This window comes from Pseudomonas sp. SDO5215_S409, assembly GCF_054071325.1.
This window is the reverse complement of record NZ_JBSVWN010000007.1, coordinates 21,821-39,923: the sequence shown is the minus strand read 5'-3', so window position 1 is coordinate 39,923 and position 18,103 is coordinate 21,821. Positions and strand designations below refer to the sequence as shown.

The window sequence follows — 18,103 nt, the reverse complement described above, 5'->3', positions numbered from 1 at the left end:
CCCGGCTATTTTTCGGCGGGCAATCAGCCTGCAGCCTTTTTGAGTGTTGACCCGTGAGTGATTTGAGTCATATCCGCAATTTCTCCATCATCGCCCACATTGACCATGGCAAGTCGACGCTGGCCGATCGATTCATCCAGATGTGCGGCGGCCTCGCCGAGCGTGAAATGGAAGCCCAGGTGCTGGACTCCATGGACCTCGAGCGCGAGCGCGGGATCACCATCAAGGCCCATAGCGTTACCCTGTATTACAAAGCAAAAGACGGCATCACCTACCAGCTCAACTTCATTGACACCCCGGGCCACGTCGACTTCACCTACGAAGTCAGCCGTTCCCTGGCGGCCTGTGAAGGCGCCTTGCTGGTGGTCGACGCCGGTCAAGGCGTCGAGGCGCAATCGGTTGCCAACTGCTACACGGCGATCGAGCAAGGCCTTGAAGTGATGCCCGTGCTGAACAAGATCGACCTGCCACAGGCCGAGCCCGAGCGCGTCAAGGACGAGATCGAGAAGATCATCGGCATCGACGCCACGGACGCCGTCACCTGCAGCGCCAAGACCGGCCTGGGTGTCGACGAAGTGCTTGAGCGCCTGGTGCAGACCATTCCCGCGCCGACCGGCGACATCGAAGGCCCGCTGCAAGCGCTGATCATCGACTCCTGGTTCGACAACTACCTGGGCGTCGTGTCTCTGGTACGCGTGCGCAATGGCCGTGTGAAGAAGGGCGACAAGATCCTCGTCAAGTCCACCGGCAAGGTGCACCTGGTAGACAGCGTGGGCGTGTTCAACCCCAAGCACACCGCCACCGTTGATCTGAAAGCCGGTGAAGTGGGCTTCATCATCGCCAGCATCAAGGACATTCACGGGGCGCCGGTAGGTGACACCCTGACCTTGAGCGCCACCCCGGACGTGGAAGTGCTGCCGGGCTTCAAGCGCATCCAGCCGCAGGTGTACGCCGGTCTGTTCCCGGTCAGCTCCGACGACTTCGAGGACTTTCGCGAGGCGCTGCAAAAGCTGACCCTCAACGACTCCTCCCTGCAATACACCCCGGAAAGTTCCGACGCGTTGGGCTTTGGCTTCCGTTGCGGCTTCCTGGGCATGTTGCACATGGAAATCATCCAGGAGCGCCTTGAGCGCGAATACGACCTGGACCTGATCACCACCGCGCCAACGGTTATTTTTGAGCTGTTGCTGAAAACCGGTGAAACGATTTACGTGGACAACCCGTCCAAGCTTCCGGATATTTCCGCTGTCGACGACATGCGTGAGCCGATTGTACGGGCCAATATCCTGGTGCCACAGGAACACCTGGGCAACGTCATTACCCTGTGCATCGAGAAGCGTGGCGTGCAGCACGACATGCTGTTCCTGGGTAACCAGGTGCAAGTGACCTACGATTTGCCGATGAACGAAGTGGTCCTGGACTTCTTCGACCGTCTCAAATCCACCAGTCGCGGCTATGCTTCGCTGGACTACCATTTCGATCGCTACCAATCAGCTAATCTGGTCAAGCTGGATGTACTGATCAACGGCGACAAGGTCGATGCCCTGGCGCTGATCGTGCACAAGGACAACGCGCACTACAAAGGTCGGCAACTGACCGAGAAGATGAAAGAACTGATTCCGCGCCAGATGTTCGACGTCGCGATCCAGGCCGCCATTGGCGGGCAGATCATTGCGCGGACCTCCGTCAAGGCACTCAGAAAGAACGTACTGGCTAAATGCTACGGCGGTGACGTGAGTCGTAAGCGCAAACTGCTCGAGAAGCAAAAGGCCGGTAAAAAACGCATGAAGCAAGTAGGCAACGTGGAAGTTCCACAAGAAGCCTTCCTTGCGGTGCTCAGGTTGGATAGTTAGGTCCTATGTCACTAAATTTCCCGCTGTTGCTGGTCATCGCCGTTGCCGTTTGCGGTCTCTTGGCGTTGCTCGATCTGGTGTTCTTCGCCCCGCGTCGGCGGGCGGCCATTGCGTCTTATCAGGGCAGCGTCAGCCAGCCCGATGCCGTGGTGGTCGAGAAGCTCAACAAAGAGCCCTTGCTGGTTGAATACGGCAAGTCGTTCTTCCCGGTGCTGTTCATCGTGCTGGTGCTGCGTTCGTTTCTAGTGGAGCCGTTTCAGATCCCGTCGGGGTCGATGAAACCTACCCTGGACGTGGGCGACTTCATCCTGGTGAACAAGTTTTCCTATGGCATCCGCCTGCCGGTGATCGACAAAAAAGTCATCCCGGTCGGTGATCCGCAGCGCGGCGATGTGATGGTGTTCCGCTACCCGAGCGACCCGAACGTCAACTACATCAAGCGTGTCGTGGGCCTGCCGGGCGACGTGATTCGCTACACCAGCGACAAACACCTGTACGTCAATGGTGAGCTGGTGGCTGAAAAGCTGCTGGGCGCCGAGCCGAACACCCTGGGCAGCGCCGAGCTGTACCAGGAGAAACTCGGCGAGGTCGAGCACGAAATCCGTAAGGAAATGAGCCGTTACCGTTCGCCGCCCGACACGGAATGGAAGGTGCCCGCCGGGCACTACTTCATGATGGGCGACAACCGCGACAACTCCAACGACAGCCGCTACTGGGATGACCCCAACATTCCCAAGGACTTGCTGGGCATGGTCCCCGACGAAAATATCGTCGGCAAGGCCTTCGCGGTCTGGATGAGCTGGCCGGAACCCAAGCTCAGCCACCTGCCGAACTTCTCGCGGGTCGGGCTGATCAAGTAAGACAGGCGGCGCTGTTGATACAGCGCCGAATGCTTTTCTGGGGTGCAGACAATCGTCTGGCCCCCAGCAGCACAACCAGGATTTGAATTTGAACACAGCGTTAATCGTCGATGGCCTTTGGCGCCACGTACTGAATGTGGGTAAACCGTGAGCGTTTCTTTGAGCCGTCTCGAGCGTCAGCTCGGCTACACCTTCAAGGACCAGGAATTGATGGTCCTTGCCCTGACACACCGCAGCTTTGCCGGGCGTAACAACGAGCGCCTGGAATTTCTCGGTGATGCCATCCTCAACTTTGCCGCTGGCGAAGCCCTGTTCAACCGTTTCCCCCAGGCCCGCGAAGGCCAGCTGTCGCGCCTGCGTGCGCGTCTGGTCAAGGGCGAGACGCTGGCGGTGCTGGCCCGTGGCTTTGGCTTGGGCGAGTACCTGCGCCTGGGCTCGGGTGAATTGAAAAGCGGTGGTTTTCGTCGCGAATCGATTCTGGCCGATGCCCTGGAAGCCTTGATCGGCGCCATCTACCTGGACGCCGGCATGGAAGCGGCCAAAGCGCGAGTCATCGCCTGGCTGACGTCCGAAATCGACAGCCTGACGCTGGTCGACACCAACAAAGACCCCAAGACCCGCCTGCAGGAATACCTGCAATCACGGGGCTGCGAGCTGCCACGTTACGAAGTGGTGGACATCCAGGGCGAGCCGCATTGCCGGGTGTTCTTTGTCGAATGTGAAATCACTTTATTGAATGAAAAAAGCCGAGGTCAGGGTGTGAGCCGTCGTATTGCCGAACAGGTAGCGGCCGCCGCAGCACTGATTGCCCTGGGCGTGGAGAATGGCCATGACTGATTCAACCGCAACGCGCTGTGGCTATGTTGCCATCGTCGGCCGTCCCAACGTGGGCAAGTCCACGTTGCTCAACCACATCCTGGGACAGAAGCTGGCGATCACCTCGCGCAAGCCGCAGACCACCCGCCACAACATGCTGGGGATCAAGACCGAGGGCGACGTGCAAGCGATCTACGTCGACACCCCGGGCATGCACAAGGGCGGCGAAAAGGCCCTGAACCGCTACATGAACAAGACCGCGTCGGCGGCCTTGAAAGACGTGGACGTGGTGATCTTCGTGGTCGACCGCACCAAGTGGACCGACGAAGACCAAATGGTCCTGGAGCGCGTGCAGTACGTCACCGGCCCGTTGATCGTCGCGCTGAACAAGACCGACCGCATCGAAGACAAGGCCGAGCTGATGCCGCACCTGAGCTGGCTGCAGGAGCAACTGCCCAACGCGCAGATCATCCCGATCTCGGCCCAGCACGGCCACAACCTCGACGCCCTGGAGCGCGTGATCGCCGAGCACCTGCCGGAAAACGACCACTTCTTCCCGGAAGACCAGATCACCGACCGCAGCAGCCGCTTCCTGGCCGCCGAGCTGGTGCGCGAGAAAATCATGCGCCAGTTGGGGGCCGAGTTGCCTTACCAGATCACCGTCGAAATCGAAGAATTCAAGCAGCAGGGCGCCACCCTGCACATCCATGCGCTGATTCTGGTCGAACGTGACGGCCAGAAAAAAATCATCATTGGTGACAAGGGCGAGCGCATCAAGCGCATCGGCACCGAGGCACGCAAAGACATGGAACTGCTGTTTGATTCCAAGATCATGCTCAACCTGTGGGTCAAGGTGAAAGGCGGCTGGTCCGATGACGAACGCGCCTTGCGTTCGCTGGGCTACGGCGACCTCTAACCCGGTACAAACCTGTGGTGAGCGGGGCAAGCCCGCTCACTGCACGCCGCCTGAGGCCATTGCCGCCAACGAGCCTTTCATGTCCTCGACCCCGCCCAGCCAACCTGCCTACGTCTTGCACACCCGCGCCTACCGCGAGACGAGCGCGCTGGTGGACTTTCTCACGCCTCAAGGCCGCCTGCGCGCGGTACTGCGCAGCGCCCGTGGCAAAGCCGGCACCCTGGCCCGCCCGTTCGTGGCCCTGGACGTGGAGTTTCGCGGCAAGGGCGAGTTGAAAAATGTCGGCCGCCTGGAAAGCGTCGGCACCTCGGCCTGGCTTAACGGCGAGGCGCTGTTCAGCGGCCTCTACCTCAACGAACTGCTGATCCGCCTGCTCCCTGCCGAAGACCCGCACCCAGGCGTGTTCGATCACTATGCCGCCACGCTGCTGGCGCTGGCCGAAGGCCGTCCGTTGGAGCCGTTACTGCGGGCGTTCGAATGGCGCCTGCTGGACGACCTGGGCTACGGCTTCTCCCTGAGCGAAGACATCAACGGCGAGCCCATCGCCGCCGACGGCATGTACCGCCTGCAAGTCGATGCGGGCCTGGAGCGGGTGTACCTGCTGCAACCCGGCCTGTTCCAGGGCACTGAATTGCTCGCCATGAGCGAGGCTGACTGGCGCGCGCCGGGCGCGTTGTCGGCGGCCAAGCGCCTGATGCGCCAGGCCCTGGCGGTGCATTTGGGCGGGCGGCCGCTGGTCAGTCGCGAGTTGTTTCGAAAGCCCTGACATCCCCGTGTATGCTGTGCGGCGATTCCTTCCCTCTTGGAGCGCTTTTTGTGACCACCAGCAATCGCATTCTTCTCGGCGTGAACATCGACCACGTCGCCACCCTGCGTCAGGCCCGTGGCACCCGTTACCCAGACCCGGTCAAGGCCGCGCTGGACGCCGAAGAAGCAGGCGCCGACGGCATCACCGTGCACCTGCGCGAAGACCGCCGCCACATCCAGGAACGTGACGTGCTGGTGCTCAAGGACGTGCTGCAAACCCGCATGAACTTTGAAATGGGCGTGACCGAAGAAATGATGGCGTTCGCCGAACGCATCCGCCCGGCGCATATCTGCCTGGTGCCGGAAACCCGCCAGGAACTCACCACCGAAGGCGGCCTGGACGTGGCAGGCCAGGAGGCGCGGATCAAGGCGGCGGTGGAGCGCCTGTCGAAGATCGGCAGTGAAGTGTCGTTGTTCATCGACGCCGACGAGCGCCAGATCGAAGCCTCCCGCCGCGTAGGCGCGCCCGCTATCGAACTGCACACGGGCCGCTATGCCGACGCCACCACCCCGACCGAAGTCGCCGAAGAACTGCAACGCATCGTCGACGGTGTGGCCGTGGGGCTGGCCCAAGGGTTGATCGTCAACGCGGGTCACGGCCTGCACTACCACAACGTCGAAGCGGTGGCCGCAATCAAGGGCATCAACGAACTGAACATCGGCCACGCGCTCGTGGCGCATGCACTGTTCGTCGGTTTCAAAGGCGCAGTGGCCGAGATGAAAGCCCTGATCCTGGCCGCCGCCAAGGCCTGAAAACCGGGCTGCGGCAACCGGCGCGCTTACTGTTTCGCATATGCAGGTGTATCGTATTCGCCTTTTGCGGGTCCCGGACCCGCGGCCGATACGTGAGGTTGTTGTGTCCCAGTCCTTTTCCCGTCGACAAATCCTTGGTGGCCTCGCCGGCCTTGCAGTGGTGGGTGTCGGTGCTGGCGGCGGCTACCGCTACTGGCTCGGGAAAGTGGCGCAGGCTAACGCGGGCCACGATTACCAACTGATCGCGGCCCCGTTGGACATCGAACTGGTGCCGGAGCACATCACCCCGGCCTGGGCCTTCGGCCCTTCGGCGCCCGGCACCGAGTTGCGGGTGCGCCAGGGCGAATGGCTGCGGGTTCGCTTCATCAACCACTTGCCGGTGGCCACCACCATTCACTGGCACGGCATCCGCTTGCCGCTGGAGATGGACGGCGTGCCCTACGTCTCCCAACTGCCGGTGCTGCCGGGGGAGTATTTCGACTACACATTCCGCGTGCCCGACGCTGGCAGCTACTGGTATCACCCCCATGTGAACAGCAGCGAAGAACTCGGCCGTGGCCTGGTCGGCCCGCTGATTGTCGAAGAGCGCCAGCCCACCGGCTTCAAACACGAACGCACCCTGAGCTTGAAAAGCTGGCACGTGGATGAAGAGGGCGCCTTTGTGCCCTTCAGCGTCCCGCGTGAAGCGGCGCGCGGCGGCACCGCCGGGCGCTTGTCGACCATCAATGGCGTGCCCCAGGCCGTGGTGGAATTACCCGCCGGGCAGATCACCCGCGTGCGCCTGCTCAACCTCGACAACACTCTGACGTACCGCATCAACATCCCCGACGTCGAGGCGCAGATCTACGCCCTCGACGGCAACCCCATCGTGCCTCGCCCGCTGGGCAAGGAATACTGGCTGGGCCCGGGTATGCGCATTTGCCTGGCGATCAAGGCGCCACCGGCAGGCGAGGAACTGTCGATCCGCAATGGCCCGGTGCGCCTGGGCACGTTGCGCTCGGTGGCCAACAGCGATGCGCCCAGCGACTGGCCGCCCGCGCTGCCCGCCAACCCCATCGCAGAGCCGGACCTGGCCAATGCCGAGAAACTCAACTTCAATTTCGAGTGGGTCGGCTCCGTGTCGGTAGACACCGACAACCGCCCGCCGAGCCTGTGGCAGATCAACGGCAAAGCCTGGGACATCACCGACAAGACCTGCGCCGACCGCCCGATCGCTAAGCTTGAGAAAGGCAAAAGCTACATTTTTGAATTGAAAAACATGACCCAATACCAGCACCCGATCCACCTGCACGGCATGAGCTTCAAAGTCATCGCCTCCAACCGGCACAAGGTCGAGCCGTACTTCACCGACACCTACCTGCTGGGCAAGAACGAGCGCGCCCGCGTGGCGTTGGTGGCGGATAACCCGGGCGTCTGGATGTTCCACTGCCATGTGATCGACCACATGGAAACCGGCCTGATGGCCGCGATCGAGGTGGTGTGATGCGTCAGATTCGCCCCGCCGCCATCATCGACCGCAGTCGCGACCAGTACTTCATGCGCGAGGCCCTGGACCTCGCGGTACAAGGCGCCGCCCTAGGCGAAGTGCCGGTGGGCGCGGTGCTGGTGCAGAACGGTGAAATCATCGGGCGCGGCTTTAACTGCCCTATCAGCGGCAGCGACCCCAGTGCCCATGCCGAAATGGTCGCCATCCGCGCCGCCGCCCAGGCGGTGAACAATTACCGGCTGCCCGGCAGCACGCTCTACGTCACGCTGGAACCGTGCAGCATGTGCGCGGGCCTGATCGTGCATTCGCGCATCGCCCGTGTGGTGTACGGCGCGTTGGAGCCCAAGGCCGGGATCGTGCAAAGCCAGGGGCAGTTCTTTACCCAAGGCTTTCTCAACCATCGCGTGCTCTATGAGGGCGGCGTGCTGGCCGAGGAATGCGGCACGGTGCTCAGCGATTTCTTCAAGGCCCGCCGCGCCAAACCGGCCCTCTGAGGCGGTTATTTTTTGGCGACGATCACTGCCCGCATCGGCGCGGGCAGCCCTTCGATGGTCTTGCTGTGATCGTTGGGGTCCAGAAAATCGCTCAGCGACTGGTACTTCATCCAGTCCGTCGCCCGTTGTTCCTGCACCGTGGTCACGCTCACATCCACACAGCGCACATCAGTGAACCCGGCGCGGCGTAGCCACAGCATCAGCGCGGGCACCGACGGCAAAAACCACACGTTGCGCATCTGCGCGTAGCGGTCTTCGGGCACCAGCACCTGCTGCTGGTCGCCGTCTACCACCAAGGTTTCCAGCACCAGCTCGCCGCCTTTGACCAGGCAGTCCTTGAGCGCCAGCAAATGCTCCACGGGCGAGCGGCGGTGATAAAACACGCCCATGGAAAACACCGTGTCGAAACCTTCCAGGTTCGCGGGCAAGTCTTCAAACGGAAACGGCAGGTGCCAGGCCTTGGGGGCCGATAAAAAACGCTGCACCGCCTGGAACTGGCAGAAGAACAACCAGTTGGGGTCCACCCCGATCACGCTGTCGGCCCCGGCGCCGAGCATGCGCCACATGTAATAACCGTTGCCGCAGCCCACATCCAGAATGCGCTTGTCGTTGAGGTCCAGGTGCGGTGCGACCCGCGACCATTTCCAGTCCGAGCGCCATTCGGTGTCCACGTGCACCCCGAACAGGTCGAACGGGCCCTTGCGCCAGGGGCTCAGGCCCATCAAGGCGGTGCGCATCTGCGTGCGCGTGGCGTCGTCGCACTCGGTGTCCAAGGTCAGGCCGCTGCGCAGGTCGATGTGGCTGGGCATCACGGCGGGCAAGGCGTCCAGCGCACTCTGCCAGCGCGCTAGGTCGCCATGGCCTTTTTCCATTTTCGCGTCGAGTTGCGCTTGCACGCCTTGGGCCCACACGGCCAGCGGAGTGCCCACCAGGTGGCGGGCGAGGGGGGACAGATCAATCATGGCAAGGCAATCAACGAGGCAAAGTTAAGACACTGGAACCACGGCACGACCTTCGAGAACCCGGCCGCCAGCAGGCGTTCGCGGTGTTCCTGGAGGCTGTCGGGCTTCATGACGTTTTCGATGGCGCTGCGCTTCTGGGCAATTTCCAGTTCGCTGTAGCCGTTGGCGCGTTTGAACGCGATGTGCAGGTCGGTGAGCAGGGCGTGCTCTGCCTCATCGTTAAAGCGCAGCTTTTCCGAGAGGATCAGCGCACCCCCCGGCAACAGCGCCTGGCGGATCCGCCCGAGCAGCGCCAGGCGTGCGTCGGGGGCGATGAATTGCAGGGTGAAATTGAGCGCCACCACCGAGGCAGGCGCAAAGTCGAGCGCCAGGATATCGCCCTCGACCACCTCCACCGGCAGCAACTCCTGGAACATCGAGTCCTGCCCGTTGAGGTATTGGCGGCAGCGCTCGACCATCGCCGCCGAGTTATCCACCGCGATCACCCGGCAACCGTCGGTGCGCACATGGCGGCGCAGGGCCTGGGTCACGGCGCCCAGCGAGGCGCCCAGGTCGTAGAGCACGCTGTGGGGCTGGGCAAACTGCGCGGCGAGCACCCCCAGGTTTTCGACGATGGTCGGGTAGCCGGGCACCGAGCGCTTGATCATGTCGGGGAACACCCGCACCACATCTTCGTTAAAGGCGAAGTCCGGCACCTGGGACAAGGGCTGGGCGAAAAGGCGATCGGGTTCTTTGCTCACGGCGGTTCCGGCGACGAGGGGGAAAAGGCCGGTATTTTAGCCAAGTTGGCCCTGGGATGCGCGGGTTGTCTGATGGGCCGCCGGGGCCGTGATGCCCGAGCGCATCCGCCCCGGGCCTTTTCAGTTCACCGTGATGGCGCAGTCGAACGTCTCGGCAGGCTCGGCTTCCGGTTCCCACGGTTGCTGGGAGGTCAGGCGCAAGCGGCCCTGGCCCGGTGCAAAGGCCTGGAAGCGCCAGGTGGAATGGCCGCCCGCGCCGACCAGGCTGCCGTCTTCGGGGTTGCTGTACACCTCGGGGCTCAGCGCGCGCAGCACGCCGCCGGCCGAATCCTGGATGGCCCAGCGGTAGCCGGTGGTGGGGTTGCTGGGCAGGGTCAGGATCAGGTTTTGCCCGGTCTTCAACGCCAGCGGGCAGGCGCTCTGTTTTTCCACGGTGACGTTTTGCTTCGGCGCGCTGGCGCACGCGGCCAGCAGGGCAAGGCTCAGGGGAAGAAGCAGGCGGGCAGCGGTCATGGGGGCTCCGTTGATTCACGACGAAGGCCGAGCATAACCGAAGATGAGACAGGGTGTGACAAGAGGGTTCAGGGCGACTGTCTGGGCCTTACGCGCTCAAGCGTAGAAGCGGGCTTGCCCGCGATAAGGCCCCAGCCTTTAACGATCGATCAGAACAACACCTTCGCCACGTCCGCGAAGCGCTTGGCAAAGTGCACGGTCATCCCTTCCTTGAGGTAGTCCGGCAACTCTTCATAGCTGCCGCGATTGGGCTCGGGCAGGATCAGTTCGTGGATCTTCTGGCGCCGCGCCGCAATGACCTTTTCACGCACCCCGCCAATCGGCAGCACATGCCCGGTCAGCGTCAGCTCGCCGGTCATGGCCACGCCTTTTTTCGGCGGCTGGTTACGGGCCAGCGACAACAGCGCACTGGCCATGGTTACCCCGGCGCTCGGGCCGTCTTTGGGCGTGGCACCTTCGGGCACGTGCAGGTGCACAAAGGCTTCGTCGAAGAACTTCGGGTCACCGCCAAACGACTTCAGATGCGACGTGATGTAGCTGTAGGCAATCTCGGCGGACTCTTTCATCACCTCACCCAACTGCCCGGTGAGCTTGAAGCCGCGGTTGAGCGTGTGAATACGGGTGGCCTCGATGGGCAGCGTGGCCCCGCCCATGCTGGTCCAGGCCAACCCCGTGATCACGCCGGTGCCGGACAAGACCTGCTCGTTGCGAAACACCGGAATGCCCAGCGAGGTTTCCAGGTCCTTGGGCCCGATCTTGATCACGCTGTCCGGCTCGTCCAGCAGCCGGACCACGGCCTTGCGCACCAGCTTGCCCAGCTGCTTCTCCAACTGGCGCACCCCGGCTTCACGGGCGTAGCCGTCGATCAACGCGCGCAGGGCACTGTCGTTGATGCTCAGGCTGGTCTTGGCCACTCCGGCTTTTTCCAGTTGCTTGGGCCACAGGTGGCGCTTGGCGATGGCGACTTTTTCTTCGGTGATATAGCCCGACAGGCGAATCACTTCCATGCGGTCCAGCAGCGGGCCCGGGATGGAGTCCAGGGTGTTGGCGGTGCACACGAACAGCACCTTGGACAGGTCCAGGCGCAGGTCCAGGTAGTGGTCGAGGAATTCGACGTTCTGTTCCGGGTCCAGGGTTTCGAGCAACGCCGAGGCGGGGTCGCCCTGGAAGCTCTGGCCCATCTTGTCGATCTCGTCGAGCATGATCACCGGGTTCATCACTTCCACATCCTTGAGCGCCTGCACCAGCTTGCCCGGCAGGGCGCCGATGTAGGTGCGCCGGTGGCCCTTGATCTCGGCCTCGTCGCGCATGCCGCCCACGCTGAAACGGTAGAACGGCCGGCCCAGGGATTCGGCGATGGACTTGCCCACGCTGGTCTTGCCCACGCCCGGCGGGCCCACCAGCAGCACGATGGAACCGGCGACTTCGCCCTTATAGGCGCCCACCGCCAGGAACTCGAGGATGCGGGTTTTGATGTCGTCCAGCCCCGCGTGGTGCTTGTCCAGCACCTTGCGGGCGTGTTTGAGGTCGAGTTTGTCCTCGCCATACACGCCCCACGGCACCGAGGTGGCCCAGTCCAGGTAGTTGCGGGTGACGGCGTATTCCGGCGAGCCGGTTTCCAGGATCGACAGCTTGTTCATCTCTTCGCTGATGCGCTTTTGCGCCTGGGGCGGCAGCACCTTGCCCGTCAGCCGCTGCTCGAACTGCTCGACGTCGGCGCTGCGATCGTCCTTGGTCAGGCCCAGCTCCTGCTGGATGACCTTGAGCTGTTCCTTGAGGAAAAACTCACGCTGGTGCTCACCGATCTTGCGGTTCACCTCGGCGGAGATCTCCTTTTGCAGGCGCGCCACTTCCACTTCCTTGCGCAGCATCGGCAGCACTTTTTCCATGCGCTTGAGCATGGGCACGCAGTCCAGCACTTCCTGCAGCTCGTTCCCGGTGGCCGAGGTCAGCGCGGCGGCGAAGTCGGTCAGGGGCGAGGGGTCGTTGGGGCTGAAGCGGTTGAGGTAATTTTTGAGCTCTTCGCTGTACAGCGGGTTGAGCGGCAGCAGTTCCTTGATCGCATTGATCAGCGCCATGCCGTACGCCTTGACCTCGTCGGTCGGCTCGCTGGGCTGGTGTGGGTATTCGACTTCCACCAGGTACGGCGGGCGATGGTGCTTGAGCCAGGTGCGGATACGCACGCGGGTCAGGCCCTGGGCCACGAACTGCAGCTTGCCGTTTTCGCGGCTGGCGTGGTGCACCTTCACCAGCGTGCCGTACAGCGGCAGGCTGGAGGTGTCGAAATGCCGGGGGTCTTCGGGCGGCGTTTCCATAAAAAACAGGGCGAGGGAGTGATGGTCGGACTTGCTCACCAGCTCCAGCGTCTCGGCCCAGGGTTCTTCATTGACGATCACCGGCAGCACTTGCGCCGGAAAGAACGGCCGATTGTGGATCGGGATGATGTAGACCTTGTCCGGCAGGTTCTGCCCGGGCAGGGCCAGGCCGGTATGGACCGAGGCGCCTTCAGCGTTTTCGGGGTCGGCGTAGTCGTTCAGGTCGATATCGGGGAATTCTTGCTGGTTGCTCATGGGGCACCTGCATGGGGAAGTATGCAGGTTAGATGGGGCGAGTCCGCGGTGGTTTCAATGGGCAGGTCCCGTTCGCAACAATTTGTCAGCTATCGGTGGCGGGGAAACCCTGCACGCGCGGCCCGGCTGGCTCTGGCTGGCGGCCCCGGCGATAGGGAATTGTCGTCAATAAAATGACAGTAAATAACCCGGATTTACTGGGTGCGCTTCTGGTGATCGGCAGCTAGTCTGACTTATTCAAATATCTGCAAATTCAAGATGTTTTTTTGACGCCATGTCAGCAGTTGCGAGGGACGCGTATGACACAGGGAGGCTGGGGCTGGAGGGGGCGGGCGTTGCCAGAGGGCACGAACATGAAGTGGCGCCATACGTTTCAGACACGTATCGCCGGGGTACTGGCGCTGTTGTTGCTGGTGGTGATTACGGCGGTGTACGTGGCCGTGAAGACCGCCACCACCCACGCCGTGGAAAACCAGGCGCACGTGCAACTGGAAACCGGCAGCCAGGTGTTCGAGCGGTTGCTGGACCTGCGCGGCAGGCGCCTGCAATACGGCCTCGACTGGCTCACCGCCGACCAGCCGTTTCGCGACGCCGTCGCCGGGGGCAACCCCGCCGCGATCCTGACCGCGCTGCGCTGGCATGGCACGGGCCTGGGGTCCAGTGAGGTGCTTGTGCTGGGCCTCGATGGCCGGGTGATCGCCAGCACGCTACCGGCGTTCACTGCCGACGAGCCCTTTGCGTATAACCAGGTGCTGCACGACGCGCAGCGCAACGGCTTGCAGATGTTGATCGGCGCCTTGAATGGCCGCCCTTACCTGTTGGTGCAAAAGGAAGTCGTCAACCCGCTGCCCATTGCCCGGGTGGTGATGGGGTTCCCCATGGACGATCTGTTTGCCAATGAACTGCGTTCCATGAGCAATCTGGAAGTGTCCTTCATCGGCATCCAAGACGGCGTGCCCGGCACGCTGTTCAGCACCCAGCCTGATGCGTTTGACGCCACGGTCATCAGCGAACTGCAAAGCCTGCAAAACCAGCAGGCGCCCCGGTTCAACCTGTTTCACGGCCAGCGTTATCTCAGCCAGGTGCTGCTGTTGGCCAACACCGGTCACAGCGGGGATGTGCGCGTGTTGCTGCAAAGCCCGCTGGCGCATGCCCTGGAATCCTTTGCCCCGCTGGACCACCAGTTTCTGGCCATCGCCGTGGTGGTGTTGATGGTGTCGTTGGCGGCGGCGTTGCTCCTGGCGCGGCGGGTGTCGCGGCCACTCGACACGCTGGTGCAGGCCGCCGAGCGTATCGGCGCTGGCGACTACCGCACGCCCGTGCGGGTGCGCAGCCACGATGAGTTCGGCCTGCTGGCGCGTGCGTTCAACGCCATGCAAACCGCCATCGGCGTGCGGGAGCAGCAGTTGGCGCATAACGCCTTGCACGACTCGCTCACCGGCTTGCCCAACCGCGCCCTGGCCATCGAGCGCCTGGGCAGTGCCATCAGCGCCCGTCGGCCCGTGGTGTTGCTGTACCTGGGGATCGAAAATTACCGGGTGATCAACGAAGGCTTCGGCCCTGAAGGCGTCGAGCAAATGTTGCGTGAAGCCAGCCGTTGCCTGGTGTCGAGCCTGTCGGCCGGTGACACCGCCGCGCGCATCACCGGCAGCGAATTCTTGCTGTTGCTGGAAAACACCGGCATCAACCGCGCCGTTGCCCTGGCCGATCGGCTCTACGCTCGCCTTACTGAACCCCAACGCATCGGCGGGCATGAGCTGCGCCATGAAGTGAGCATTGGCATGGCCGCCTACCCCACCGACGGCCAGCAGGTGGAGGAGTTGGTCAGCCGCGCCGCCATTGCCCGTCACGACGCGGCGGCGTTGCCGGGGTATCTGCAGATCTACCAGCAAGACCGCGACCTCGCGCACCAGCGCCAGATCACCCTTATCCGCGACCTGCGCCGGGCCGCGGCCGAGGGCGAATTGTTTTTGTGTTTTCAGCCCAAGCTCGACCTGCACAAGGGCCACGTCCGCCAGGCCGAAGCCTTGTTGCGCTGGCAGCACCCGACATTGGGCCTGGTGTCGCCGGGCGAGTTCATCCCGCTGGCCGAGCGCACCGGCAGCATGGGCAGCCTGACCCAATGGGTGATCGAGGCGTCGATCCGCCAATTGGCCGAGTGGGGCGGGCGCGGCCTGCACGTGCAGCTTTCGCTGAACATCTCGGTGGACGACCTGGCCGATGACAGCCTGGCCGTGCGCGTGACCCAATTGCTGTCACAGCACGGGGTGTCGGCCGGGCAGCTGGTTTTTGAGCTCACCGAAAGCGCGATCATGCACGACCCGCAGCAGGCCCTTCGCGTGCTGGAGCAACTGCGCGGCTGTGGCATCAGCCTGTCGGTGGACGACTTTGGCACCGGCTATTCGTCACTGGCGCAACTGCAGCGCCTGCCGGTGCAGGAACTGAAGATCGACCAGTCGTTTGTGCGCAACCTGGAAAGCGATACCGGCGACGGCGTAATCGTGCGCTCGACCATCGAAATGAGCCACAACCTGGGGCTCAAGGTGGTCGCCGAAGGGGTGGAGTTCGAGCCCAGCCTGAAGCTGCTCAAACAGTGGAAGTGCGACACCGCCCAGGGCTACCTCATCAGCCGGCCGCTGAATGCGATGGCGTTCGAGATGTGGATGATGCGCGAGCGGGTGCCGGTGTAAGGCACCCGAACATCGGGCTTTAAAAGAGCAGGCTCCGCGTCCCAGTCACAAACGCGGAGCCTGAGCCTGCCGGGGGTCAGTCCGGCAGTTTGAACGCCATCACATAGTCACCCTGCTTGGTGCCCAGTGAGCCGTGCCCGCCAGCCATCACCAGCACATACTGCTTGCCGTCCTTGCCGGTGTAGGTCATCGGGGTGGTTTGCGCGCCCGCAGGCAGGCGGCCTTCCCACAGTTGCTTGCCGTTTTTCACGTCATAGGCGCGCAGGTACTGGTCCAGGGTGCCGCTCAAGAACGCCACGCCACCGGCGGTGGTGAACGTGCCGCCCAGGCTGGGCACGCCCATGGTCAGCGGGATCGGCACGGGCGAGCTGTCGCGCACGGTGCCGTTCTTGTGCATCCACAGGGTCTGGTGGTTGGTCAGGTCGACGGCCGCCACGTACCCCCACGCCGGTGCCTGGCACGGCAGGCCCATCGGCGACAGCAGCGCTTCGAGGATCACGCCATACGGCGCGCCTTTGTTGGGCTGCACGCCTTGGGTTTCACTCACGCGCGGGCCTTGCTTGGCGATGTCGGCTGCCGGGATCAGTTTGGATTTGAACGCCATGTAGCTGGGGTTCACAAACGCGATCTGGCGCACCGGGTCCACGGAAATGCCGCCCCAGTCAAACACGCCGAAGTTGCCCGGGTACACGATCGAACCTTGCAGCGACGGCGGGGTGAACGGGCCGTCGTAGCGCATCGACTTGAAGTCGATCCGGCAGATCAACTGGTCGAACGGCGTCACGCCCCACATGTCACGCTCCTTGAGGGGCGGCGGCATGAAGTTGAGGTCGGACTTGGGTTGGGTCGGCGCCGTGTGATCGCCCGCCACCGCGCCCTGCGGTACCGGGATCTCGTTGATCGGCACCACCGGCTGGCCATTGCTGCGGTCCAGCACGTAGATGCTGCCTTGCTTGGTCGACGCCATCACCGCTTGCTTCACGCCGTCGGCGGTCTTGATGTCGACGAGCGACGGCTGGCCGCCCACGTCCATGTCCCAAAGGTCGTGGTGGGTGAACTGGTAGGTCCACTTCACATGGCCGGTGTCGATGTCCAGGGCGGTCAGGCCAGCGCTGTATTTCTCGGAGTCTGGCGTGCGGTCGCCGCCGTACTGGTCGGGCATCTGGTTGCCCATCGGCAGGTAAAGCATGCCGAGTTTTTCATCCACCGCGAACATGGACCACATGTTCGGCGAGTTGCGCGTGTAGGTCTTGCCCTCGGCCAGCGGGGTGGTGTCGTCCGGGTTGCCGCTGTCCCAGTTCCACACCAGCTTGCCGGTGTGCACGTCGAACGCGCGGATCACGCCGCTGGGCTCGTCGGTGGAAACGTTGTCGGTGACATGGCCGCCGATCACCACCAGGTTTTTTGTCACGGCCGGTGGCGACGTGGAGTAGTAACCGCCGGGGGCGAAGCTGCCGATATTGGCGCGCAGGTCCACCTGGCCTTTGTCGCCGAAGTCTTCGCACATCTTGCCGGTGTCGGCGTTGAGGGCGATCAGGCGGGTGTCGGCGGTGGGCACGAAGATGCGTTTGGGGCACGCATTCGGGGCGGCGGTGGGGCTGGCGCTGCCGGTGGGGCTTTGCTCGGAGGCGTAGGCGGCGTCATCGTGATACGACACGCCACGGCAGGTCATGTGTGCCCAGCCTTTGAAATTGTGCGCGCCCTGGCTGCTGATCTTTGGGTCGAAACGCCAGATTTCCTTGCCGGTGTCCGGGTCCAGCGCGATCACCTGGCTGTGGGGCGTGCACACATAGAGCATGCCGTTGACCTTCAGCGGGGTGTTTTCGGCAGTGGTTTCGCCGGGGTCGCCCGGGCCTGGGATGTCGCCGGTGCGATAGGTCCAGGCGGGCACCAGGGTGTGCGCGTTTTGCGGGGTGATCTGGGCCAGCGGCGAGTAGCGGTCGCCAAAGGCCGAGCGGCCGTAGGCGTTCCAGTCACCGTCGGGCTGGGCCGGCGCGGCGTTGGCCATGCCAGGGACGGCGTCGCGTTGCAGCTCGCCCGTCACCACCATGCCTGGGTGAGTGAACTGGCTGGCGACGGCGGCCGCTCCGGCCAGCACCACGGCCACGCTCAGCGCGCCGGTGCCCAGCGGGGCTGGCTGGGTGAACACCAGCGGGCGGCGAAACCAGGGCAGCAACATGACAATCCCTAAGGCAAACAACAGGGCCAGGCGCGGCACCAGTTGCCACCAGTCCAGGCCGACTTCCCACAGGGCCCACACGGTGCTGGCGAACAGCACCAGTGCGTACAGGCCCAGGGCCGCGCGACGGTTGGCCAGCAGCAACAGCCCGGTCACCGCCAGGCCGATACCGGCCAGCAGGTAGTACAGCGAGCCGCCCAGCAGGCTCAGCTTGATCCCCCCGGCCAATAAGGCCAGGCCCATTATCAACAGCAAGATCCCCAACAGCCTGGGCAAGAGTCGGCTCGGGCTTGAAGCACTGGCAGTGCTCATAGGTTTGTCTCTCCGTAACATTTTATGTAGACGCGCACGTGTTCACTGTAGATGACGATTCGGCGCGGGCTTGGTTCAGCGGTATTCAGTTTTTTGCGAGAAAGGCTGGGTTATCCACAGGCGAAAAACCGATCGCCAAGCGCCAGTTGCTC

Annotated in this window: 14 protein-coding genes; 9 read left to right on the top strand and 5 right to left on the bottom strand. The window is 63.3% G+C overall.

Going from position 1 to position 18,103, the window contains the following annotated elements; all coding sequences use genetic code 11:
• The first annotated feature begins 53 nt into the window (after window positions 1-53).
• The 8 genes from lepA (at window position 54) to tadA (ending at window position 7,985) form a co-directional block, all read left to right on the top strand.
• Complete coding sequence (gene lepA, locus ACW9H9_RS05775; RefSeq protein ID WP_457342276.1) at window positions 54-1,853, top strand: translation elongation factor 4; 1,800 nt, start codon at window positions 54-56, stop codon at window positions 1,851-1,853.
• Window positions 1,854-1,858: 5 nt separating this feature from the next.
• The gene (gene lepB / locus ACW9H9_RS05770; RefSeq protein WP_457342277.1) at window positions 1,859-2,713 is read left to right on the top strand and encodes a signal peptidase I; all 855 of its coding nucleotides are present in this window, start codon (window positions 1,859-1,861) and stop codon (window positions 2,711-2,713) included.
• 147 nt (window positions 2,714-2,860) lie between these two features.
• Window positions 2,861-3,550 carry a ribonuclease III gene (gene rnc, locus ACW9H9_RS05765; RefSeq protein WP_457342278.1) on the top strand — a complete coding sequence of 230 codons (690 nt, stop codon included), beginning with the start codon at window positions 2,861-2,863 and terminating at the stop codon, window positions 3,548-3,550.
• Window positions 3,543-4,445 (top strand): GTPase Era, encoded by a 903-nt coding sequence (gene era / locus ACW9H9_RS05760; RefSeq protein ID WP_457342279.1) that lies wholly within the window; start codon window positions 3,543-3,545, stop codon window positions 4,443-4,445. The genes rnc and era overlap by 8 nt, the downstream gene beginning before the upstream one ends.
• A 79-nt stretch (window positions 4,446-4,524) precedes the next feature.
• Window positions 4,525-5,211 (top strand): DNA repair protein RecO, encoded by a 687-nt coding sequence (recO, locus tag ACW9H9_RS05755; RefSeq protein ID WP_457342280.1) that lies wholly within the window; start codon window positions 4,525-4,527, stop codon window positions 5,209-5,211.
• Between the two features lie 50 nt (window positions 5,212-5,261).
• On the top strand, window positions 5,262-6,005 hold the full coding sequence (pdxJ, locus tag ACW9H9_RS05750; protein ID WP_457342281.1) for a pyridoxine 5'-phosphate synthase: 744 nt from the start codon (window positions 5,262-5,264) through the stop codon (window positions 6,003-6,005).
• Between the two features lie 103 nt (window positions 6,006-6,108).
• Window positions 6,109-7,488 carry a multicopper oxidase family protein gene (locus ACW9H9_RS05745; protein ID WP_457342282.1) on the top strand — a complete coding sequence of 460 codons (1,380 nt, stop codon included), beginning with the start codon at window positions 6,109-6,111 and terminating at the stop codon, window positions 7,486-7,488.
• Window positions 7,488-7,985 (top strand): tRNA adenosine(34) deaminase TadA, encoded by a 498-nt coding sequence (tadA, locus tag ACW9H9_RS05740; RefSeq protein WP_457342283.1) that lies wholly within the window; start codon window positions 7,488-7,490, stop codon window positions 7,983-7,985. The genes ACW9H9_RS05745 and tadA overlap by 1 nt, the downstream gene beginning before the upstream one ends.
• A gap of 5 nt (window positions 7,986-7,990) precedes the next feature.
• On the opposite strand, the gene cmoB is transcribed toward tadA, so the two are convergent.
• From cmoB to lon, 4 genes are all read right to left on the bottom strand, one after another.
• Window positions 7,991-8,947: a tRNA 5-methoxyuridine(34)/uridine 5-oxyacetic acid(34) synthase CmoB gene (cmoB, locus tag ACW9H9_RS05735; protein ID WP_457342284.1), complete on the bottom strand. Its 957-nt coding sequence runs from the start codon at window positions 8,945-8,947 to the stop codon at window positions 7,991-7,993.
• Window positions 8,944-9,687, bottom strand: coding sequence for a carboxy-S-adenosyl-L-methionine synthase CmoA (gene cmoA, locus ACW9H9_RS05730; RefSeq protein ID WP_457342285.1), 744 nt, complete (start codon window positions 9,685-9,687; stop codon window positions 8,944-8,946). Before cmoA ends, cmoB begins: the two co-directional genes overlap by 4 nt.
• Before the next feature lie 120 nt (window positions 9,688-9,807).
• The gene (locus tag ACW9H9_RS05725; protein WP_457342286.1) at window positions 9,808-10,200 is read right to left on the bottom strand and encodes a protease inhibitor I42 family protein; all 393 of its coding nucleotides are present in this window, start codon (window positions 10,198-10,200) and stop codon (window positions 9,808-9,810) included.
• Between the two features lie 149 nt (window positions 10,201-10,349).
• Window positions 10,350-12,770, bottom strand: coding sequence for an endopeptidase La (lon, locus tag ACW9H9_RS05720; protein ID WP_457342287.1), 2,421 nt, complete (start codon window positions 12,768-12,770; stop codon window positions 10,350-10,352).
• A gap of 353 nt (window positions 12,771-13,123) precedes the next feature.
• On the opposite strand from lon, the gene ACW9H9_RS05715 reads away from it, so the two are divergent.
• Window positions 13,124-15,460 carry a putative bifunctional diguanylate cyclase/phosphodiesterase gene (locus tag ACW9H9_RS05715; RefSeq protein WP_457342288.1) on the top strand — a complete coding sequence of 779 codons (2,337 nt, stop codon included), beginning with the start codon at window positions 13,124-13,126 and terminating at the stop codon, window positions 15,458-15,460.
• A 76-nt stretch (window positions 15,461-15,536) separates the two neighbouring features.
• On the opposite strand, the gene ACW9H9_RS05710 is transcribed toward ACW9H9_RS05715, so the two are convergent.
• Window positions 15,537-17,951 (bottom strand): glucose/quinate/shikimate family membrane-bound PQQ-dependent dehydrogenase, encoded by a 2,415-nt coding sequence (locus tag ACW9H9_RS05710; RefSeq protein WP_457342289.1) that lies wholly within the window; start codon window positions 17,949-17,951, stop codon window positions 15,537-15,539.
• Window positions 17,952-18,103 lie beyond the last annotated feature (152 nt).

Coding starts and splice junctions, on each gene's coding strand:
- era (WP_457342279.1), top strand. CDS start 3,543: ATGACTGATTCAACCGCAACGCGCTGTGGCTATGTTGCCATCGTCGGC.
- recO (WP_457342280.1), top strand. CDS start 4,525: ATGTCCTCGACCCCGCCCAGCCAACCTGCCTACGTCTTGCACACCCGC.
- cmoB (WP_457342284.1), bottom strand. CDS start 8,947: ATGATTGATCTGTCCCCCCTCGCCCGCCACCTGGTGGGCACTCCGCTG.
- ACW9H9_RS05725 (WP_457342286.1), bottom strand. CDS start 10,200: ATGACCGCTGCCCGCCTGCTTCTTCCCCTGAGCCTTGCCCTGCTGGCC.
- tadA (WP_457342283.1), top strand. CDS start 7,488: ATGCGTCAGATTCGCCCCGCCGCCATCATCGACCGCAGTCGCGACCAG.
- ACW9H9_RS05710 (WP_457342289.1), bottom strand. CDS start 17,951: ATGAGCACTGCCAGTGCTTCAAGCCCGAGCCGACTCTTGCCCAGGCTG.
- lepB (WP_457342277.1), top strand. CDS start 1,859: ATGTCACTAAATTTCCCGCTGTTGCTGGTCATCGCCGTTGCCGTTTGC.
- ACW9H9_RS05715 (WP_457342288.1), top strand. CDS start 13,124: ATGAAGTGGCGCCATACGTTTCAGACACGTATCGCCGGGGTACTGGCG.
- lon (WP_457342287.1), bottom strand. CDS start 12,770: ATGAGCAACCAGCAAGAATTCCCCGATATCGACCTGAACGACTACGCC.